Annotated in this window: 14 protein-coding genes; 5 read left to right on the top strand and 9 right to left on the bottom strand. The window is 67.6% G+C overall.

The window, feature by feature from the left end; genetic code table 11:
- The first annotated feature begins 35 nt into the window (after window positions 1–35).
- Window positions 36–845 (top strand): tetratricopeptide repeat protein, encoded by an 810-nt coding sequence (locus MLE27_RS04470; RefSeq protein WP_243310685.1) that lies wholly within the window; start codon window positions 36–38, stop codon window positions 843–845.
- Between the two features lie 140 nt (window positions 846–985).
- Here the strand turns inward: MLE27_RS04470 and MLE27_RS04475 are convergent, their stop codons facing one another.
- Window positions 986–1,771, bottom strand: coding sequence for an ABC transporter permease (locus tag MLE27_RS04475; RefSeq protein WP_243310686.1), 786 nt, complete (start codon window positions 1,769–1,771; stop codon window positions 986–988).
- Window positions 1,768–2,676, bottom strand: coding sequence for an ABC transporter ATP-binding protein (locus tag MLE27_RS04480; protein WP_243310687.1), 909 nt, complete (start codon window positions 2,674–2,676; stop codon window positions 1,768–1,770). The genes MLE27_RS04475 and MLE27_RS04480 overlap by 4 nt, the downstream gene beginning before the upstream one ends.
- Before the next feature lie 187 nt (window positions 2,677–2,863).
- Between MLE27_RS04480 and MLE27_RS04485 the strand changes: the two genes are divergently transcribed.
- Window positions 2,864–3,373, top strand: a complete 510-nt coding sequence (locus tag MLE27_RS04485) for a chemotaxis protein CheD (RefSeq protein WP_243310688.1) — start codon at window positions 2,864–2,866, stop codon at window positions 3,371–3,373.
- A gap of 147 nt (window positions 3,374–3,520) precedes the next feature.
- Here the strand turns inward: MLE27_RS04485 and MLE27_RS04490 are convergent, their stop codons facing one another.
- Window positions 3,521–3,922 (bottom strand): hypothetical protein, encoded by a 402-nt coding sequence (locus MLE27_RS04490; RefSeq protein ID WP_243310689.1) that lies wholly within the window; start codon window positions 3,920–3,922, stop codon window positions 3,521–3,523.
- Window positions 3,923–4,257: 335 nt separating this feature from the next.
- On the opposite strand from MLE27_RS04490, the gene MLE27_RS04495 reads away from it, so the two are divergent.
- The 3 genes from MLE27_RS04495 to MLE27_RS04505 all read left to right on the top strand — a co-directional run bounded on the left by MLE27_RS04495 (window position 4,258) and on the right by MLE27_RS04505 (window position 7,336).
- Window positions 4,258–5,490, top strand: a complete 1,233-nt coding sequence (locus MLE27_RS04495; protein ID WP_243310690.1) for an efflux RND transporter periplasmic adaptor subunit — start codon at window positions 4,258–4,260, stop codon at window positions 5,488–5,490.
- A gap of 126 nt (window positions 5,491–5,616) precedes the next feature.
- Window positions 5,617–6,495 carry a formate dehydrogenase accessory protein FdhE gene (locus MLE27_RS04500; protein ID WP_243310691.1) on the top strand — a complete coding sequence of 293 codons (879 nt, stop codon included), beginning with the start codon at window positions 5,617–5,619 and terminating at the stop codon, window positions 6,493–6,495.
- Window positions 6,496–6,520: 25 nt separating this feature from the next.
- Entirely contained in the window at window positions 6,521–7,336 is an 816-nt protein-coding gene (locus MLE27_RS04505; RefSeq protein WP_243310692.1) for a transposase, read from the top strand.
- A 78-nt stretch (window positions 7,337–7,414) separates the two neighbouring features.
- Here MLE27_RS04505 and MLE27_RS04510 read toward each other — a convergent pair whose 3' ends face one another.
- The 6 genes from MLE27_RS04510 to MLE27_RS04535 all read right to left on the bottom strand — a co-directional run bounded on the left by MLE27_RS04510 (window position 7,415) and on the right by MLE27_RS04535 (window position 13,345).
- The gene (locus tag MLE27_RS04510) at window positions 7,415–7,684 is read right to left on the bottom strand and encodes an RNA recognition motif domain-containing protein (protein ID WP_243310693.1); all 270 of its coding nucleotides are present in this window, start codon (window positions 7,682–7,684) and stop codon (window positions 7,415–7,417) included.
- Between the two features lie 421 nt (window positions 7,685–8,105).
- Window positions 8,106–8,816: a response regulator gene (locus MLE27_RS04515; protein WP_243310694.1), complete on the bottom strand. Its 711-nt coding sequence runs from the start codon at window positions 8,814–8,816 to the stop codon at window positions 8,106–8,108.
- Window positions 8,813–10,834, bottom strand: coding sequence for an ATP-binding protein (locus tag MLE27_RS04520; RefSeq protein ID WP_341482500.1), 2,022 nt, complete (start codon window positions 10,832–10,834; stop codon window positions 8,813–8,815). Before MLE27_RS04520 ends, MLE27_RS04515 begins: the two co-directional genes overlap by 4 nt.
- On the bottom strand, window positions 10,831–12,072 hold the full coding sequence (locus MLE27_RS04525; protein ID WP_243310695.1) for an ABC transporter substrate-binding protein: 1,242 nt from the start codon (window positions 12,070–12,072) through the stop codon (window positions 10,831–10,833). Before MLE27_RS04525 ends, MLE27_RS04520 begins: the two co-directional genes overlap by 4 nt.
- Window positions 12,069–12,692 carry a peroxiredoxin gene (locus MLE27_RS04530; protein WP_243310696.1) on the bottom strand — a complete coding sequence of 208 codons (624 nt, stop codon included), beginning with the start codon at window positions 12,690–12,692 and terminating at the stop codon, window positions 12,069–12,071. The genes MLE27_RS04525 and MLE27_RS04530 overlap by 4 nt, the downstream gene beginning before the upstream one ends.
- The gene (locus tag MLE27_RS04535; protein ID WP_243310697.1) at window positions 12,689–13,345 is read right to left on the bottom strand and encodes a peroxiredoxin family protein; all 657 of its coding nucleotides are present in this window, start codon (window positions 13,343–13,345) and stop codon (window positions 12,689–12,691) included. The genes MLE27_RS04530 and MLE27_RS04535 overlap by 4 nt, the downstream gene beginning before the upstream one ends.
- Between the last annotated feature and the right edge of the window lie 165 nt (window positions 13,346–13,510).

Below are 13,510 nucleotides of genomic sequence, written 5' to 3' on the forward strand. Positions count from 1 at the left end.
TGAATTTTATTGCCATTTTCCTGCAGGAGCTGAGCATGAGCGGGGCGAGCGCCAAGTCGGTCAAGGAAGACATTGCACGAGCCGTCGGGTACTCCAGGCGGTTCATGGCCACCAAGGCCCTGGCTGCGGGCAGCAAGGCCTTCGAGGCCTACGCCACCAGCACGGCGATCATGGGCAGGGCCAAGTTCGAGCTGGAGATCCTCCTGGCCGACATGCTGCGTGAGATGGAGCTCGTGCCCGACATCAAGGCTCAGTTGCGCGGGCCCTTCATCTACAAGCGCGGCAGCGAGAAGCAGTTCTCGCAGGCTTTGGCCGGGTTGTGCGCCCACCTGGAGAAGCTGGAGCAGGCCGCGGCCGAGAAAGTGCTGAGCGACCGGCAGGACCGCATCGCCACCTTCTTCGAGAAGGCCGCCGAGGCCCTGAGGGAGAAAAACCTGCCCGCCACCAGGCGCCTGCTCAACAACGTCTGCGAACAGTATCCGGACGAGCCGGGCATCTTCAGCCGGGCCGCCAGGATGCTCGCGGACGCCAAGCTGCCGAGCGACGTGATCCCCTTCACGGAGCGCGCCATCGAGGTCAACCCCAAGGACGCCGCCGCCTACGGCATGGCCGTGGAGGCCTGCCAGGCCATCGGCGAACTCACCATGGCGGAGAAATTCCTGCGCGAGGCGCTCAAGAACTTCGGCGCGCACCCCAAGACCTACGTGACCCTGGCCAAGGTGCTCTACAAGATGGGCCAGTGGGACAAGGCCTACGACGCGGCGCGCTCCGCCCTGGACCGCGACCCCAAGCTGGCCGAGGCCAGGGAGGTGGTGGAGCTGACCGAGAAGAAGGTGATGGGCTAGGCGTTTTTTCATCGGCGCAAAGCCCGTGCGGCCCTTCATCTGGAGGGCTGCACGGGCTTTTTCGTATCTCGCGGTGAGAGGGGCGATGCGTTGCGCCAGGCCCGCGATGGCGCGGCCGAAGGGCCTGGGAGCGTTCGAGCCTACTTTATCAGCCGTTTCCTCATGGCCTCCACGGCGAGCGGATAGAACACCACCGTGAACAGGGCCAGGTACCCGGCATTCCACCATATCTTCGCCGTGGCCGTGCCCAGGCACAGGGCGCGGCTGGCCTGCGTCAGGTGGTAGAGCGGCAGGAGCTGCGCCAGGGCCGAGGCCCAGGCGGGCAGCCCGTCCACCGGGAAGAACGCCCCGCTGAACAGGAACATGGGCGTGATGAACAGGAAGATGGGCAGGTTGAACATTTCGATGGTGGAGGTCTGCCCGGTGAGCCACATGCCCACCGAACCGAAGGCCAGCCCCCCCAGCGCCGAGAGCGGGATCAGCCAGAGCCCCTCCGGCAGGGAGATCAGCCCGAAGCAGGCGATGACCGTGCCCATGAGCAGCGTGCTGGCCACCGCCTTGGTCGCCCCCCAGACGATCTCCGCCGTGATGACGTCCTCCAGGGAGAGGGGCGTGGCCAGCATGGCGTCGAAGGTCTTCTGGTAGAACATGCGCACGAAGGACGAGTAGGTGTTCTCGTAGAAGGACTGCCACATCACCGATGCCGCGATGAGGCCCGGCGCGATGTAGGCGGTGTAGGGCACGGTCGCGCCGTCCACGCGCACGCTGCCCACCAGCCCCCCGATGCCCGCGCCGAAGGCCAGGATGTAGAGCACCGGCTCGGCCATGGGCGGTATGAAGTTGATCTTCCAGGTGCGCATGTAGACCAGCAGGTTGCGCGCCCAGACCCGCCACAGGCGCGAGGAGATTCTCGAGAGCATTTTCATTCGCGCAGCTCCCTGCCGGTGAGGCGCAGGAAGACGTCCTCCAGGGTGGAGGGGCGCAGCACGTGCTGCCCGGGCGGCAGCGCGGCGCGCAGGGCCTCCAGCTCGGAAAAATCCTCCGCGAACACAATCACGCGCCGCCCGAAATCCTCCGTATCCATGCCGGAAGCCTCGGCGGCGGCCCGTGCGGCCTCGCTGGGGTTGGTGATCTCCAGCACGGCCTTGCCCGAGTGGGAGGCGATCAGCGCGGCCGGGGTGCCCCGCACGAGGGGCTTGCCGTGGTCCATGATGAGCAGCTCGTCGCAGAGGGCGGCGGCCTCGTCCATGTAGTGGGTGGTGATGAAGATGGTCAGGCCCTGGGCGCGCAGGTCCAGCAGCCTGTCCCAGAGCTGGTGGCGGGACTGCGGATCCAGCCCGGTGGTGGGCTCGTCCAGGATGACGAGCTCCGGGGCGTTGACCAGGGCGCGGGCCAGCATCAGCCTGCGGGCCAGGCCGCCGGAGAGGGCGCGCACGTCGTCCTTGCGGCGTGTTTCGAGGGAGAAGAATTCCAGCAGCTCGGCGGAGCGCGCCCGTGCCGCGGCTGCGTCCATGGCGAAGTAGCCCGCGAAGGCCAGCATGTTCTGCTCCACGGTGAGGTCCGGGTCCAGGGTGTTCTCCTGCTGGCAGACTCCGATGCGCGCCCGGATGGCGCGCCAGTGGACGTCGATATCCTGCCCGAACACGCGCAGCTCGCCCCCGGTTTTGGGGCTGAACCCGTAGACCATGCGGATGGTGGAGGTCTTCCCGGCCCCGTTGGGCCCCAGCAGGCCGTAGACGCTGCCGCGCGGCACCCGCATGTCCAGCCCGTCCACGGCGGCGAAATTGCCGAATTTCTTGCGCAGGCCCACGGCCTCGATCACAGCTTCCATTGCCGCTCCATAACAGAGGCGGCCTGCCTGCGCCAGTGGCCGGGCCGGAACCGGCCAGGTAGGTTGTCAGTGGGGGAGGAAGGTGCTAGATTCCTAATAGGAATTGTCCCGACCAGGTTGCGTTTCCGCCTCAGGGATTTTCGGCTGCGGAGGTGCGCCCTTGATCTGCCCGCGAACGAATCCTCCCATGGTGCTGAGGGAGATGCAGGCCCGCCACCCGGACGCGGCCACCGAATACCTCAAGGTGGCCGAGGGCGGGTTGTTCATGTCCCCGACCATCGTCCAGACCGTGCTGGGCTCCTGCCTGTCTGGCGTGTTCTATTCCCCGGCACGCCGCGCCGGGGCCATCTTCCACGCCTTCCTGCCCTACCGCGCCGACTACAATGAAAGAGGCCGGCACACCGTGTTCAAGTACGTGGATACGGCCATCGCCCACATGGTGGAGCAGTTCCGGCTCCTGGGCGTGCGCCCGGGCGGCTTGCGCGTGGCCCTGGTGGGCGGCGCCAACGGGATGGTGTCGGACGACACCTGCGGGGTGGGCCGCAAGAACGCGGATTGCGCGCTGGAGGTCTGCCGCGCACTCGGGCTCAGGCCCGAGTCCATGGACTTGGGCGGCGCCAAGGGCCGCAAGGTCTTCTTCGAGACGCACACCGGCGAGCTGCACGTCCATCCCCTCAGTTCGATGCCCCCAGCCTGAATCGTACGCTCCTTCCTCCTGTATCCTGATGGCGGCAATGCCGCGCATCTGGGGCGCACGCGGCGGCCCGCCACGATCCGCGTCAGGATGGCCCCCGCGTCGGGCTCCGGGCCGGCCATGCGGCCGGAGCGTTGCCGTCGGCGGGGTTCAGACCTTGCCCGCGTCCATGGCCCGGGCGTCTTCCACGACGGCCGTGGCGAAGGCGCGCTTGTTGACGTAGGCCATGGCCCCGATGAAGCGTTCCGCTCCGTCGAGGTCGGGCGTGGCGTGCAGGTGCACGTGCCTGCCGGAGAGGTGCTCATTGTTCTGATAGAGCAGGACGTAGTAGATCAGGTACTGGCTCTGGGTGCGGAAGAGGGCGATGGTTTCCAGGTGGGTCTGGTTCTGGGCGGCGGGCTCCAGGCAGTCGTCCGCCGCGTGGTAGAAGGAGAGGAGCTTGCCCGTGAAGCGTATGTGGGTGTCGCCCCGCTTGAGGCAATAGGTGCGCTGCTTGCCCAGGCTGGTGGAATTGATGTCTCGTTCCCGATGCGTAAAGAAGCGTGCGAACATGGATTCTCCAACTTGGCATGAAAGAGGCCGTCTGCCTTTGTAGCCTGCGACTGCCCGGGTGGCAAGCTCACTTCGAGTCTTTCGCGTCGGAGGATGCGGCTTGCCAACCCCAGCGCCATGGGCCATCATGTGGCATGAAGCCCGTCGATCCAGCAGGCGCGCCTCCGCCCCCGGGCAACATCGAGCGCCCTGTCACGTTCCGCCACCAGCCGCCGCCTTCCGGCGCGGAAGCCGCGGGAGCACCATCCCCGCAGTTGCCGCGCCATACGGATTTTCCCCAGCCAGCCGAACAGGCCCTCAAGGGCCGCATCGTCAACGCGCAGGCCTGACCCGTCATGCCGTTTTTCCCGCAGGCTCCCCGAAAGCCCCGCCCGTTCGGTCCGCTCCTGGCTCTGGCGGTGGCCCTGGCCCTGCTGGCCGGGGCCTGCGACAAGCCCGGGGGCACCGCCCCGGCCGTGCTGGAGTGGGGCGAGGCCACCGTGGGCGACGTGCTGCGCGTCATCGAGGCCCCGGGCGTGGTCAAGGCCAGGCCGGAAGGGCTGGTGCGCGTGGGCAGCAGGCTCAAGGGCCAGGTGATTCTGCTCACGGTGCGCACCGGGGACATCGTGCGCAAGGGCCAACTGCTTGCGCAACTCGACAACCGCGAGCTCACGACCCAGCGCGATCAGGCCAAGGCCCGCCTGGATGCGGCCGTCAGCGAATACGAGCGCACCGAGGCCCTCTTCGCCGGACGCCTGGAGGAGGCCCGCGCAGCCATCGCGGCGGGGCGCGGCAAGCTGGACTACGCCGCGCGCGGCCGCGAGCGGCGCGACGCCCTGCGCAGCCAGGGGCACATCTCGCAGGATGCCCTGGACGCCTCGCGGCGCGACGAGGCCGTGGCCGCGCAGACCGTGCGGGCCGGGCAGGCCGCGCTGGAGCGCATCGGCAGGGAGCGCGACGCCGAACTGGCGCGCACCCGCCGGGAACTGGAGGCCACCAGGGCCGAGCTGGAACTGAGCGAGGTCTACCTCTCCATGACCCGCCTCGAGAGCCCCATCGACGGCATTGTGGGGCAGGTGCACACCCAGGAGGGGGAGCAGGTGGTGGCCGAACTGGAGACGGTGAACATCGTCACCGTCATCGATCCGCGCTACCTGGAGCTCTGGGTCTACATCAACGAGGCCGAGGCCGCGGCAATCCGCAAGGGCACGCCCGTGCGCTTCTTCCGGCCCGCGCGCAAGGAGCAGGTTTTCGAGGCCAGGGTGGAGCGCGTCTCGCCAGCGCCGGAGACCGTCGGCAAGGTGCTCTATTACCCGGCCATCGTGCCGCTGGCCCCGCTGTCGTCGCTGGAGCTGCGGCCGGACATGAACGTGCAGTGCCTGGTCAAGATGGAGGAGGCCGGGGGCGATCTCAGCGTGCCCAACGAGGCCGTGGTGGCGAGGGGCGGCAAACGGTTGATTTACGTGGATGACGGGCGCGGCGGCGTCAAACCCGTGGAGCCGCAGCTGGGCCTCAAGGGCAACCAGCGCACCCAGGTGCTTTCCGGCCTGGAGCGTGGCCAGCGCGTGGCCCTGAAGCTTGCCCCCTGAAGTCCGTGCTGGTGTCAGCGCGGCAGTAAGCCCGCCTTGCTGGACGCGTTTGCCGTCCTGTGGCAGTATGAAGCGTCTTCCGTACGCGGTGGCAGTTTGCCGCGCAACACCGAAACAGGGGTGACCATGTTCAACGATATCGAGCGGGAAGAGAAACTGGCCAACCGCAAGTTTGCCGCCATGCGCGGCAAGGAGCACATCCCGGCCCAACTGCTCGGGCTGGTGGAGGCGGTGTACCGCATCCAGAACGAAGCCCGCGCCGCCTGCATCGTGCAGGAAGTTCCCGCCGGGGAGCTCTCCAGCGTGGACCAGGTGATCCAGGGCAAACCCCTGCTGGCTCGGGAACGCTTCCCCTATGACGCGGCCCAGGCCGAAGCCCTGTTCAAACGCTTCGCGGACCTCCTGACGGACCTGGGCGGCCCCATGGCCCAGGCGGCCGACGTGATCCGCGCCGAAGGCGACGAGCTGATGCGCGCGGCCCACGCCGCCTTCCTCGCCGGCGACCTGGACTTCTTCAAGAATTTCGCCGCGCGCACGCCCCAGGCTCCGCGCGCCCTGGCCTTCCTGGCGCAGTCCAGCATGACGCCCTCCCTGATGGCCCTGGCCTCGGTGCTGTCCCTGGCCCTGCCCCAGGACAGGAACTGGGACCATGCCGCCTGCCCGATCTGCGGCAGCCTGGCCTTCCACTCCTCGCTGCGCGGCAAGGAGGGCGTGCGCGTGCACTGCTGCTCCTTCTGCCGGGCCGAGTACCGCACCTTCAGGCTGCAGTGCGCCTACTGCGAAGAGCGCGACGCGGCCAAGCTGCCCTTCTTCACCGCCGACGAGGAGCCCGGCTACCGGGTGGACGTCTGCGAGAGCTGCAAAGGCTACATCAAGACCACGGACTTCCGCGAGCTGGACCGCCCCAGCCTGCCCGCCCTGGACGACCTGGAATCCCTGACCCTGGACATCCTGGCCATGCGCAAGGGCTACTCCCGGCCCACGGCCTCGGCCTGGGGGTTCTAGGAGGCCGGGCCCAGCCCGGGCGGCCATGGACAGCCAGCCGCAGTCAGCCCTTTCCGACGATCAGGCGGCCAGGGAGCGCATCGTCTCCCTGTGCCGCCAGGCGGGGGCTTGGGGCTGCCCGCGCTGCCGGAGCGAGAAGACGTACAGGCTGGGCTCCGGGCGGCTGCGCTGCCCCGGCTGCGGCTACACCTTCCACGAACTGACCGGGCGCTTCATGGGCGCGGGGGGGCTCCGGCCCGCGCAGTGGCTGCGCATGGCCGAGCTCTTCGCCGGGGAGACCCCGGTGAAGCAGAGCGCCGCGCAGCTCGATATCTCCTACAACACGGCCTACAAGGCCATGGACGCCCTGCGCCAGGCCATCCTCTCCCAGGCCACGGACGCGCGCCAGATCAAGCGGAGCCTGGCCGAACGCGACGCCGAGGAGACCCCGCCGGTGTTCGGCGTGATGGAGCACGGGCGCTGGGTCTTCGTGGACCTCCTGCCGGACGTGGAAGCGGCCGACCTGACCCTCTACAAGAGCAACTTCCGGCTCAGGACCGCCAGGGTGGGGTCGGTGGTCTACACCGGCCCCGTGCGCGGTTATCTTGGGCTGGTGTGCTGCGGGGGGCCGCAGTGGGTCTCTTCGGCCCTGAGAGGCCGCAACGGCGGGCTGGACCTGGGCGGCGCCAACCCCTTCTGGGGCTTCCTCATGGAGCGCCTGGCCCGGCTGCAGGGTGTTTCCCCTGAAAAATTTCCGTATTATCTCAAGGAATTGGAGTTCCGCTGGAACCATCGCGGGCAGGATCTCGCCGATCTGGTGACGCGCCTCGCCCTGGCCTTCTCGCCCGGCCCCGAGGAGTGAGCCGCGCACGAGGCGGGCAATAAAAAACGGCCCGACTCCGTGAGGAGGCGGGCCGCAAGGTGATGCTCTGGGGAGCTTCTACCAGCGTCCGGCCGGACGGCGCTCGCGGGGGCGGGCTTCGTTGACCTTCATGGTGCGGCCGCCGTAATCGGAGCCATTGAGGGCCTCGATGGCCTGCTTGGCGCCGTCGCCATCCATTTCCACGAAGCCGAAGCCGCGGGGGCGGCCGGTCTCGCGGTCATTGATGAGTTTCACGGACGTAACCTGGCCGTACGTCTCGAACAGTTGGCGAACCTGGTCTTCGGTGGCGCTGAAAGGCAGATTCCCGACGTAGATGTTCGTCTCCATACTCGCAAATGCTCCTGCAAGAGGTTACCACAATCGGCGGGCGCCGTTGCCCGGCCGTTTCATCCCGCAAGGCACCGCATCGGATAACCTCAAACGCGCCCCGCAAGTAGGTTCGATATACCGGGCCGTACCCCCGCATGAACGAGGCCCGATATATGAGATGGCATTTAGGCGGCCGTATATGGGAATCGGAAGTGTGTCAACAGGAAAAAAGTAAGTGGTTTGGAGTCGTTCCGAACAAAGAAAGTGCCGCGAATAATATCGCGTTCCCGGGGCGGGGCGGAAATGCGCTGATTGTACGAAAAAGCAAAACCGCGAGTAAGGCAATTTCCGGGCGATCCTGTCCAATCCCCCGATGTGACTGCGAAAGTCAAACCAATTCAGCGTGTCCCGCGCGGGCGGACCGGGAGGCGGCGAGGCCCTAGAGCGCCAGCGCCTGCCGGGCCTGCTCAGTGGTCTCGTGCACCTGGGCCAGGGCGGCGATGCCCGCGGCCTCGAACACGCGGCGGAAATTCAGCGGCTTGCAGGCGATGGCCGCGACGCCGTGGCGCAGCTTGAACGACTCCAGGATGGAGGCCAGCCCGGAAATTGCGGCCCCGTTGAGCGAGGCGAACTCCCCAACCGCCACCAGCAGCTTGCGCAGTTGCGGCGCGTCGGCCAGTTGGGCGGCGACGTCGTCCATGTTGCCGGAGTTGGCGCCTGTGATCTCCAGCACGGCCAGTTCCCCCTCCATGCGCAGGAAGGCCGGGGCCGCGGCGCTGGCGCTGCGGCTCAGGCGTTCGCTGGCCCGATGCAGGGCTGTGGTCAACGCCGACTGCGAGATGGGTTTGTCTATGAAATCGGTGGCCCGCAGGTTGAGCGCGGCCAGGGCCAGCTCCACGTCGCCGTGGCCGGTGATGACGATGATCTCGGTTTCCGGGCGCATGGCCTTGATGCGCGAGAGCACCTCCAGCCCGTCGATGCCCGGCATCTTGATGTCGGTGAGCACGATGGGGAAGTCGCCCTGGGCGAAAATCTCCAGGCCCTGCTCGCCCGACTCGGCCACGGAGGGCTCGTAGCCCATGGCCTGGAGCAGCAGCTCGAACATGGCCAGGGTGGGCTTTTCGTCGTCGATCACCAGAACGCGCGTCATAAAACCTCACCGGTGCGGGCAGGGGCCGCAGGAGGGAAAAGCAGCCTGAACGTGGTGCCTTTGCCCACTTCGGTCTCAACCTGGAGCTCCCCGCCGTAGTCCTTGATGATGCCGTAGGATATGGCCAGGCCCAGACCCATGCCTTCGCCCGCCCGCTTGGAGGTGAAGAAGGGCTCGAAAATCTTCGTGACGTCCTTGGGGGGGATGCCGCACCCGTTATCCGTCACGGAAACGACCAACTGGCCGTGTTCCATGAAGGATCGTATCAGGATAGTCCCACCCCCCCGCTTCAGGGCTTGTATCGCATCGCGGGCATTGGCCACAAGGTTGAAAAACACCTGCTCCAGCCGGTTGGCGTGGGCCAGCACAAGGGGCAGGCCCTCGGCCAGTTCAAGCTGCACGCCGATGTTTTGCAGGGCCATTTGCTGCCCGATGATGGCGAACACGCCCTTGATGGGCTGGCGGATGTCCACCTGGTCGGGCATCAGGTCGGACTGGCGCCCGAACTCCCGCAGGTGGGAGATGATGGCCGCGGCGCGGTCCACCTGGGCGCTGATCTCGTCGGAGACCTGCTGGAACTTCTCCATGGGCAGGGCCTTGTCCATGCCCGCGGCCAGCTTGAGGAAGTCGCTGCCGAGCTTGATGGCGTTGAGCGGCTGGTTGAGCTCGTGGGCCATGCCCGCGCTCATCTCGCCCAGGGTCTTCATCTTGCTGGCCTGGATGAGCTGGGCGTCCTTCTCCACCAGGTCGGTGACGTCCGTGGCCGAGAAGATCACCACCACGCGCTCGCGGTAGGGGGCCATGGTGGCGTGTATGTTCACGTAGATGGTCTTGCCCGAGCGGGTGATGTGGCCCACCTTGGCGTAGAGCACGTGGTCGCCGGAGGTGCCCTCGGTGATGAAGCGCTGCACGCCCTGGGGGGTGCCCAGGGGCTCGATGGAGCCGATGGTCATGTCCTGGAGCTGGGCCAGGGTGTAGCCGTAGAGCTCCTGGGCGCGGGGATTGGCGTCCAGGAAGTAGCGGGTGGCCACGTCCAGCACCAGGAAGGGGTCCGGGTTGGCCTGGAACAGGGGGCGGTAACGCTCCTCGGATTCGCGCAGCCTGTGCCGGTACAGCCGGATGGACCAGACCATGTTGGCGAAGGCGTCGGCCAGTTGCACCACCTCGTCGCCGTGGCGCTTGCGGTAGAACTTGCAGGGGTTGCAGGTGCGGGGGGGCATGTCCTCCCCGGGGGCCAGTTCGTCCAGGTGCCAGCAGGGCAGATCCGTGTCGGAGTAGGCCGGGCATTCCCCGGGCTGCGGGGGGGTGCCGCCCAGGTCCAGGGGCTGGTCCAGCCGGCCCCGGCTGATGATCTCCGCCGCGCTGGTCAGCTTGCGCAGGGGCTCCACCACATAGCCCGAAAGAACCAGGGCGATGAGGAAGATGATGACCACCACCAGGGAGATGAAACCCAGGAAGGTCAGGCGCAGCTTGGCCACCAGGGCGTCGATGTGGCTCTGGCGCAGGCCCACGTGGGCCCGGCCCAGGGTGTAGATGCCCTCCTGGATGGGCACGGAGATGTCCACCACGTCGGAGTTCTCGATGCGCAGGGGGCGCACCAGGGTGTCCTGGCTGTCGGCCGGGGCCACCACGTCCAGAAGCTCGGAGGGGAAGGGCCGCACGAAGGTGTTGGCCAGGAGCTTGCCGTCCACGTCCATGACGAAGCTGTAGGCCACCAGGGCCTTGCGGTCGCCCAGTTGGGAGACGTCGAAGAGCAGGGCCACCAGCTCTTCGGGGCGTTTGTCAAGGATGAAGCCGCCCGCCCGCTCCGCGATGGACTGGGCGATGGCGATGCCGCGCAGCTCCAGCTCGCGGTCCAGCGTGCCCACCAGGATGCCCCGCGCCAGCAGGGCGATGGCCCCGCTGATGAGCAGCACCACTCCCACCGTGGACAGGAAGATCTTGTTGCGCAGGCTGAGCGTGCGCACCCTGTTGAGCATGGCTTGCGCCCGGCCGGCGGACTGCGAGGCGGCGTTCACTGGCAGGCGCTGGGGGCGAAGGGTTTCTTCCAGTCGGTTACCAGCACGAAGCGGCCGTCCTCCAGCTTGGTGAAGTAGACGCGCTGCAGGCCGCGGTGGTCGTTCGGCCCGTAGGTCAACGTGTTGGCCAGGCCCAGGGAGAAGTCATGGATGTCCTCGATGGCGTCGATGAAGCGCTCGCGGGTCAGGTCCGGCCCGGCCCGGCGCAGGCCCTCCACCAGCACCTTGGCATTGATGAAGCCCTCCAGGCCCACCGAGGTGGGGCTGTACCCGGGGTAGGCGGCGCGCAGCAGCTCGTCGTAGTCCTTCACGCCGCTCAGCAGCCCGCGCGTTTCGGGCAGGTCCGGCGGGGGCATCACCTGGGAGACGAGCACCCTGGCCTTCTCGTCGGGGCCGAGCATGCGGGCGATCTCCTCCGCGCCCACGAAGGAGACGGCGTAGAACACCAGCTCGGGGTTCTTCTCCCTGGCCAGCTTGATGAACTTGGCCGAGGGCGCGGCCGAGCCGATGATGACCACGGCCTGGGCGTCGCTTTCGGTGATCCTGGCCAGGCCTTCCTCCACGTCCAGGGTGCCGCGCGCGTAGGAGCCCCGTGCCACAGGGGCCATGCCGTAGCTGCGCAGGGCGAACTCGGTGCCCTTGAGGCCGTCGAAGCCGTAGGCGTCGAACTGGTAGAACACGCCGATGCGCTTGAGGCCCAGGTCCCCCACGAGGTGCTCAACCGCGGCGGCGGTCTCCTGGTAGTAGGAGGGCCGCACGTTGACCACATAGCGCTGGAAAGGGTCGCGCAGGTCGTTGGCCCCGGTGAAGGCCCCCACCAGCGGGATGCGCGCGCCCACCAGCATGGGCAGTATCCTGGTCGTGGTGGGGGTGCCCACGTAGCAGCTCAGGGCGAAGACCTGGTCCTCGACGATGAGCATCTGGGTGTTGGCCACGCAGCGGGGCGGATCGTAGCCGTCGTCGCGGGTGATGAGCGTGATCCTGCGGCCGTGCACCCCGCCCTGGCTGTTCACGTGGTTGATGTAGGCCATGGCCCCGCGCAGGGTCTCCTGCCCGAGGTGGGAGGCGTGGCCGGAGAGCGGCAGGCTGGCCCCGATGCGTATCTCGCCGCTGGTGACGCCGATGCGCCCGGTGTCGGCCTCCTTGGGCGGCGGGGGCTCGCAGGCCGCCAGCAGGGCCAGCGCGAGGAGCGACGCCGCCAGGGCAGTGAGGCGAATGAAGGGGGAGCGGCGGTTCATTGCAGCTTGTCCAGCTCCTTGGCCAGGGCGCCGAGGTCGGGGCGGGCGTTGATGTCGTGCACGTCGATGAAGCGGATCACGCCCTGCTTGTCGATGAGGAACAGCGCCCGTTCGGACACGCCCTCGGGGCGCAGCACCCCGTAGGTGGCGGAAACCGCCCCGTGGGGCCAGAAGTCGGAGGCCACGGTGAACCACAACCCTCCCATCTCCTTGACCCAGGCGTGCAGGGTGGGGACGTTGTCGCAGGTGATGCCGATGAGCACGGTGTCATGCTTCTCGAAGACTTCGCGGGCCAGGTTGTAGCCGGGCCACTGCCCGGAGCAGACCGGAGTCCAGGCCGCGGGCACGAAGGTGAGCAGCACGTTCTTCTTGCCCGCGTACTGGGCCAGGCTCACCCGGGAGCCGGCGATGGTGGGCAGGGAGAAGTCCGGGGCCTTGTCCCCCACGGCCACGCGCAGGGTGCTGTCCACGGGTTTGAGGGTGCCTGGGTTGAAGATCAGCTCGGGCGGCACCTGCGTCTGGCAGAGCCCCGGGGATGCCGCGAACAGGCCGGGCAGAAGCGTGGCCAGCAGCAGGCCCGCGAACCACAGACGCGCGGAGGGCAGGGCGGTGGCGATCATTTCTTCTTTCCCTTGGCCTTGGCTTCGGGCTTCGTGTCCTGGACGGGGGCCGGTTTGGCTCCGGTCTTGGCCTGGACGGAGTCGAGGAAGGCTTTGGGGGAGGTCATGCAGCCCAGTGACTCGTCAACGATGGTGAAACCGTCCGGCCCGCGCGAGAGGATGTAGTAGAAGGGCGTGCCCACCTGGCCCAGGGACTTGTAGGCGGTGAAGTCCTTGTCCTGGAAGAGTGGGAAGTCCACCTTGAACTTGTCGCGGTAGATGGCCACCTCGAAATCGGAGTTGCCCGCCCCGAGCCCCACCATGGCCACGCTGCCGGCCAGGCCCCGCTCGCGGATGAGGGCGTTGGCCTCCACCAGGGCCGGGCCCTCCTTCTGGCAGAAGGGGCAGTACATGGAGAAGACCACCAGGACCACGGTGTCGGCCTTGATGTCGGCCAGGCGGAAGCTTTTGGCCCCGGGCTTGAGGCCCAGCTGCGCGGCCTCCTGGGGCGTGAACGGCCCTTGGAGCACCAGGTCCGGGAAGGCCTGGCCCACGGGCAGGGGGCGCATCTCGGGGGATTGCGAGGCGTTGGCGGCCCAGGCCGCGCCGTTTGCGGCCATGGCCGCAAACAGGGCCAACACGGCCCAGACGAGTGTGCTGCGGAAATATTTCATGGAGTCACCGTCCCGGTGGTTTTTAATATAATAACGGAACAGGCCCGAAGCTTCCACTGGGATTTCTCCGTGTTGTGAAACGGCGTCACGGAGAAAGTAAGGCGGCGCGACCGCCTGCTGGCGAAAACCGGTTGGGAGGTCCAATCCTGCCGGAAACCGCCGCAG

The organism is Fundidesulfovibrio agrisoli (assembly GCF_022808715.1).
Taxonomy (GTDB): Bacteria; Desulfobacterota; Desulfovibrionia; order Desulfovibrionales; family Desulfovibrionaceae; genus Fundidesulfovibrio; species Fundidesulfovibrio agrisoli.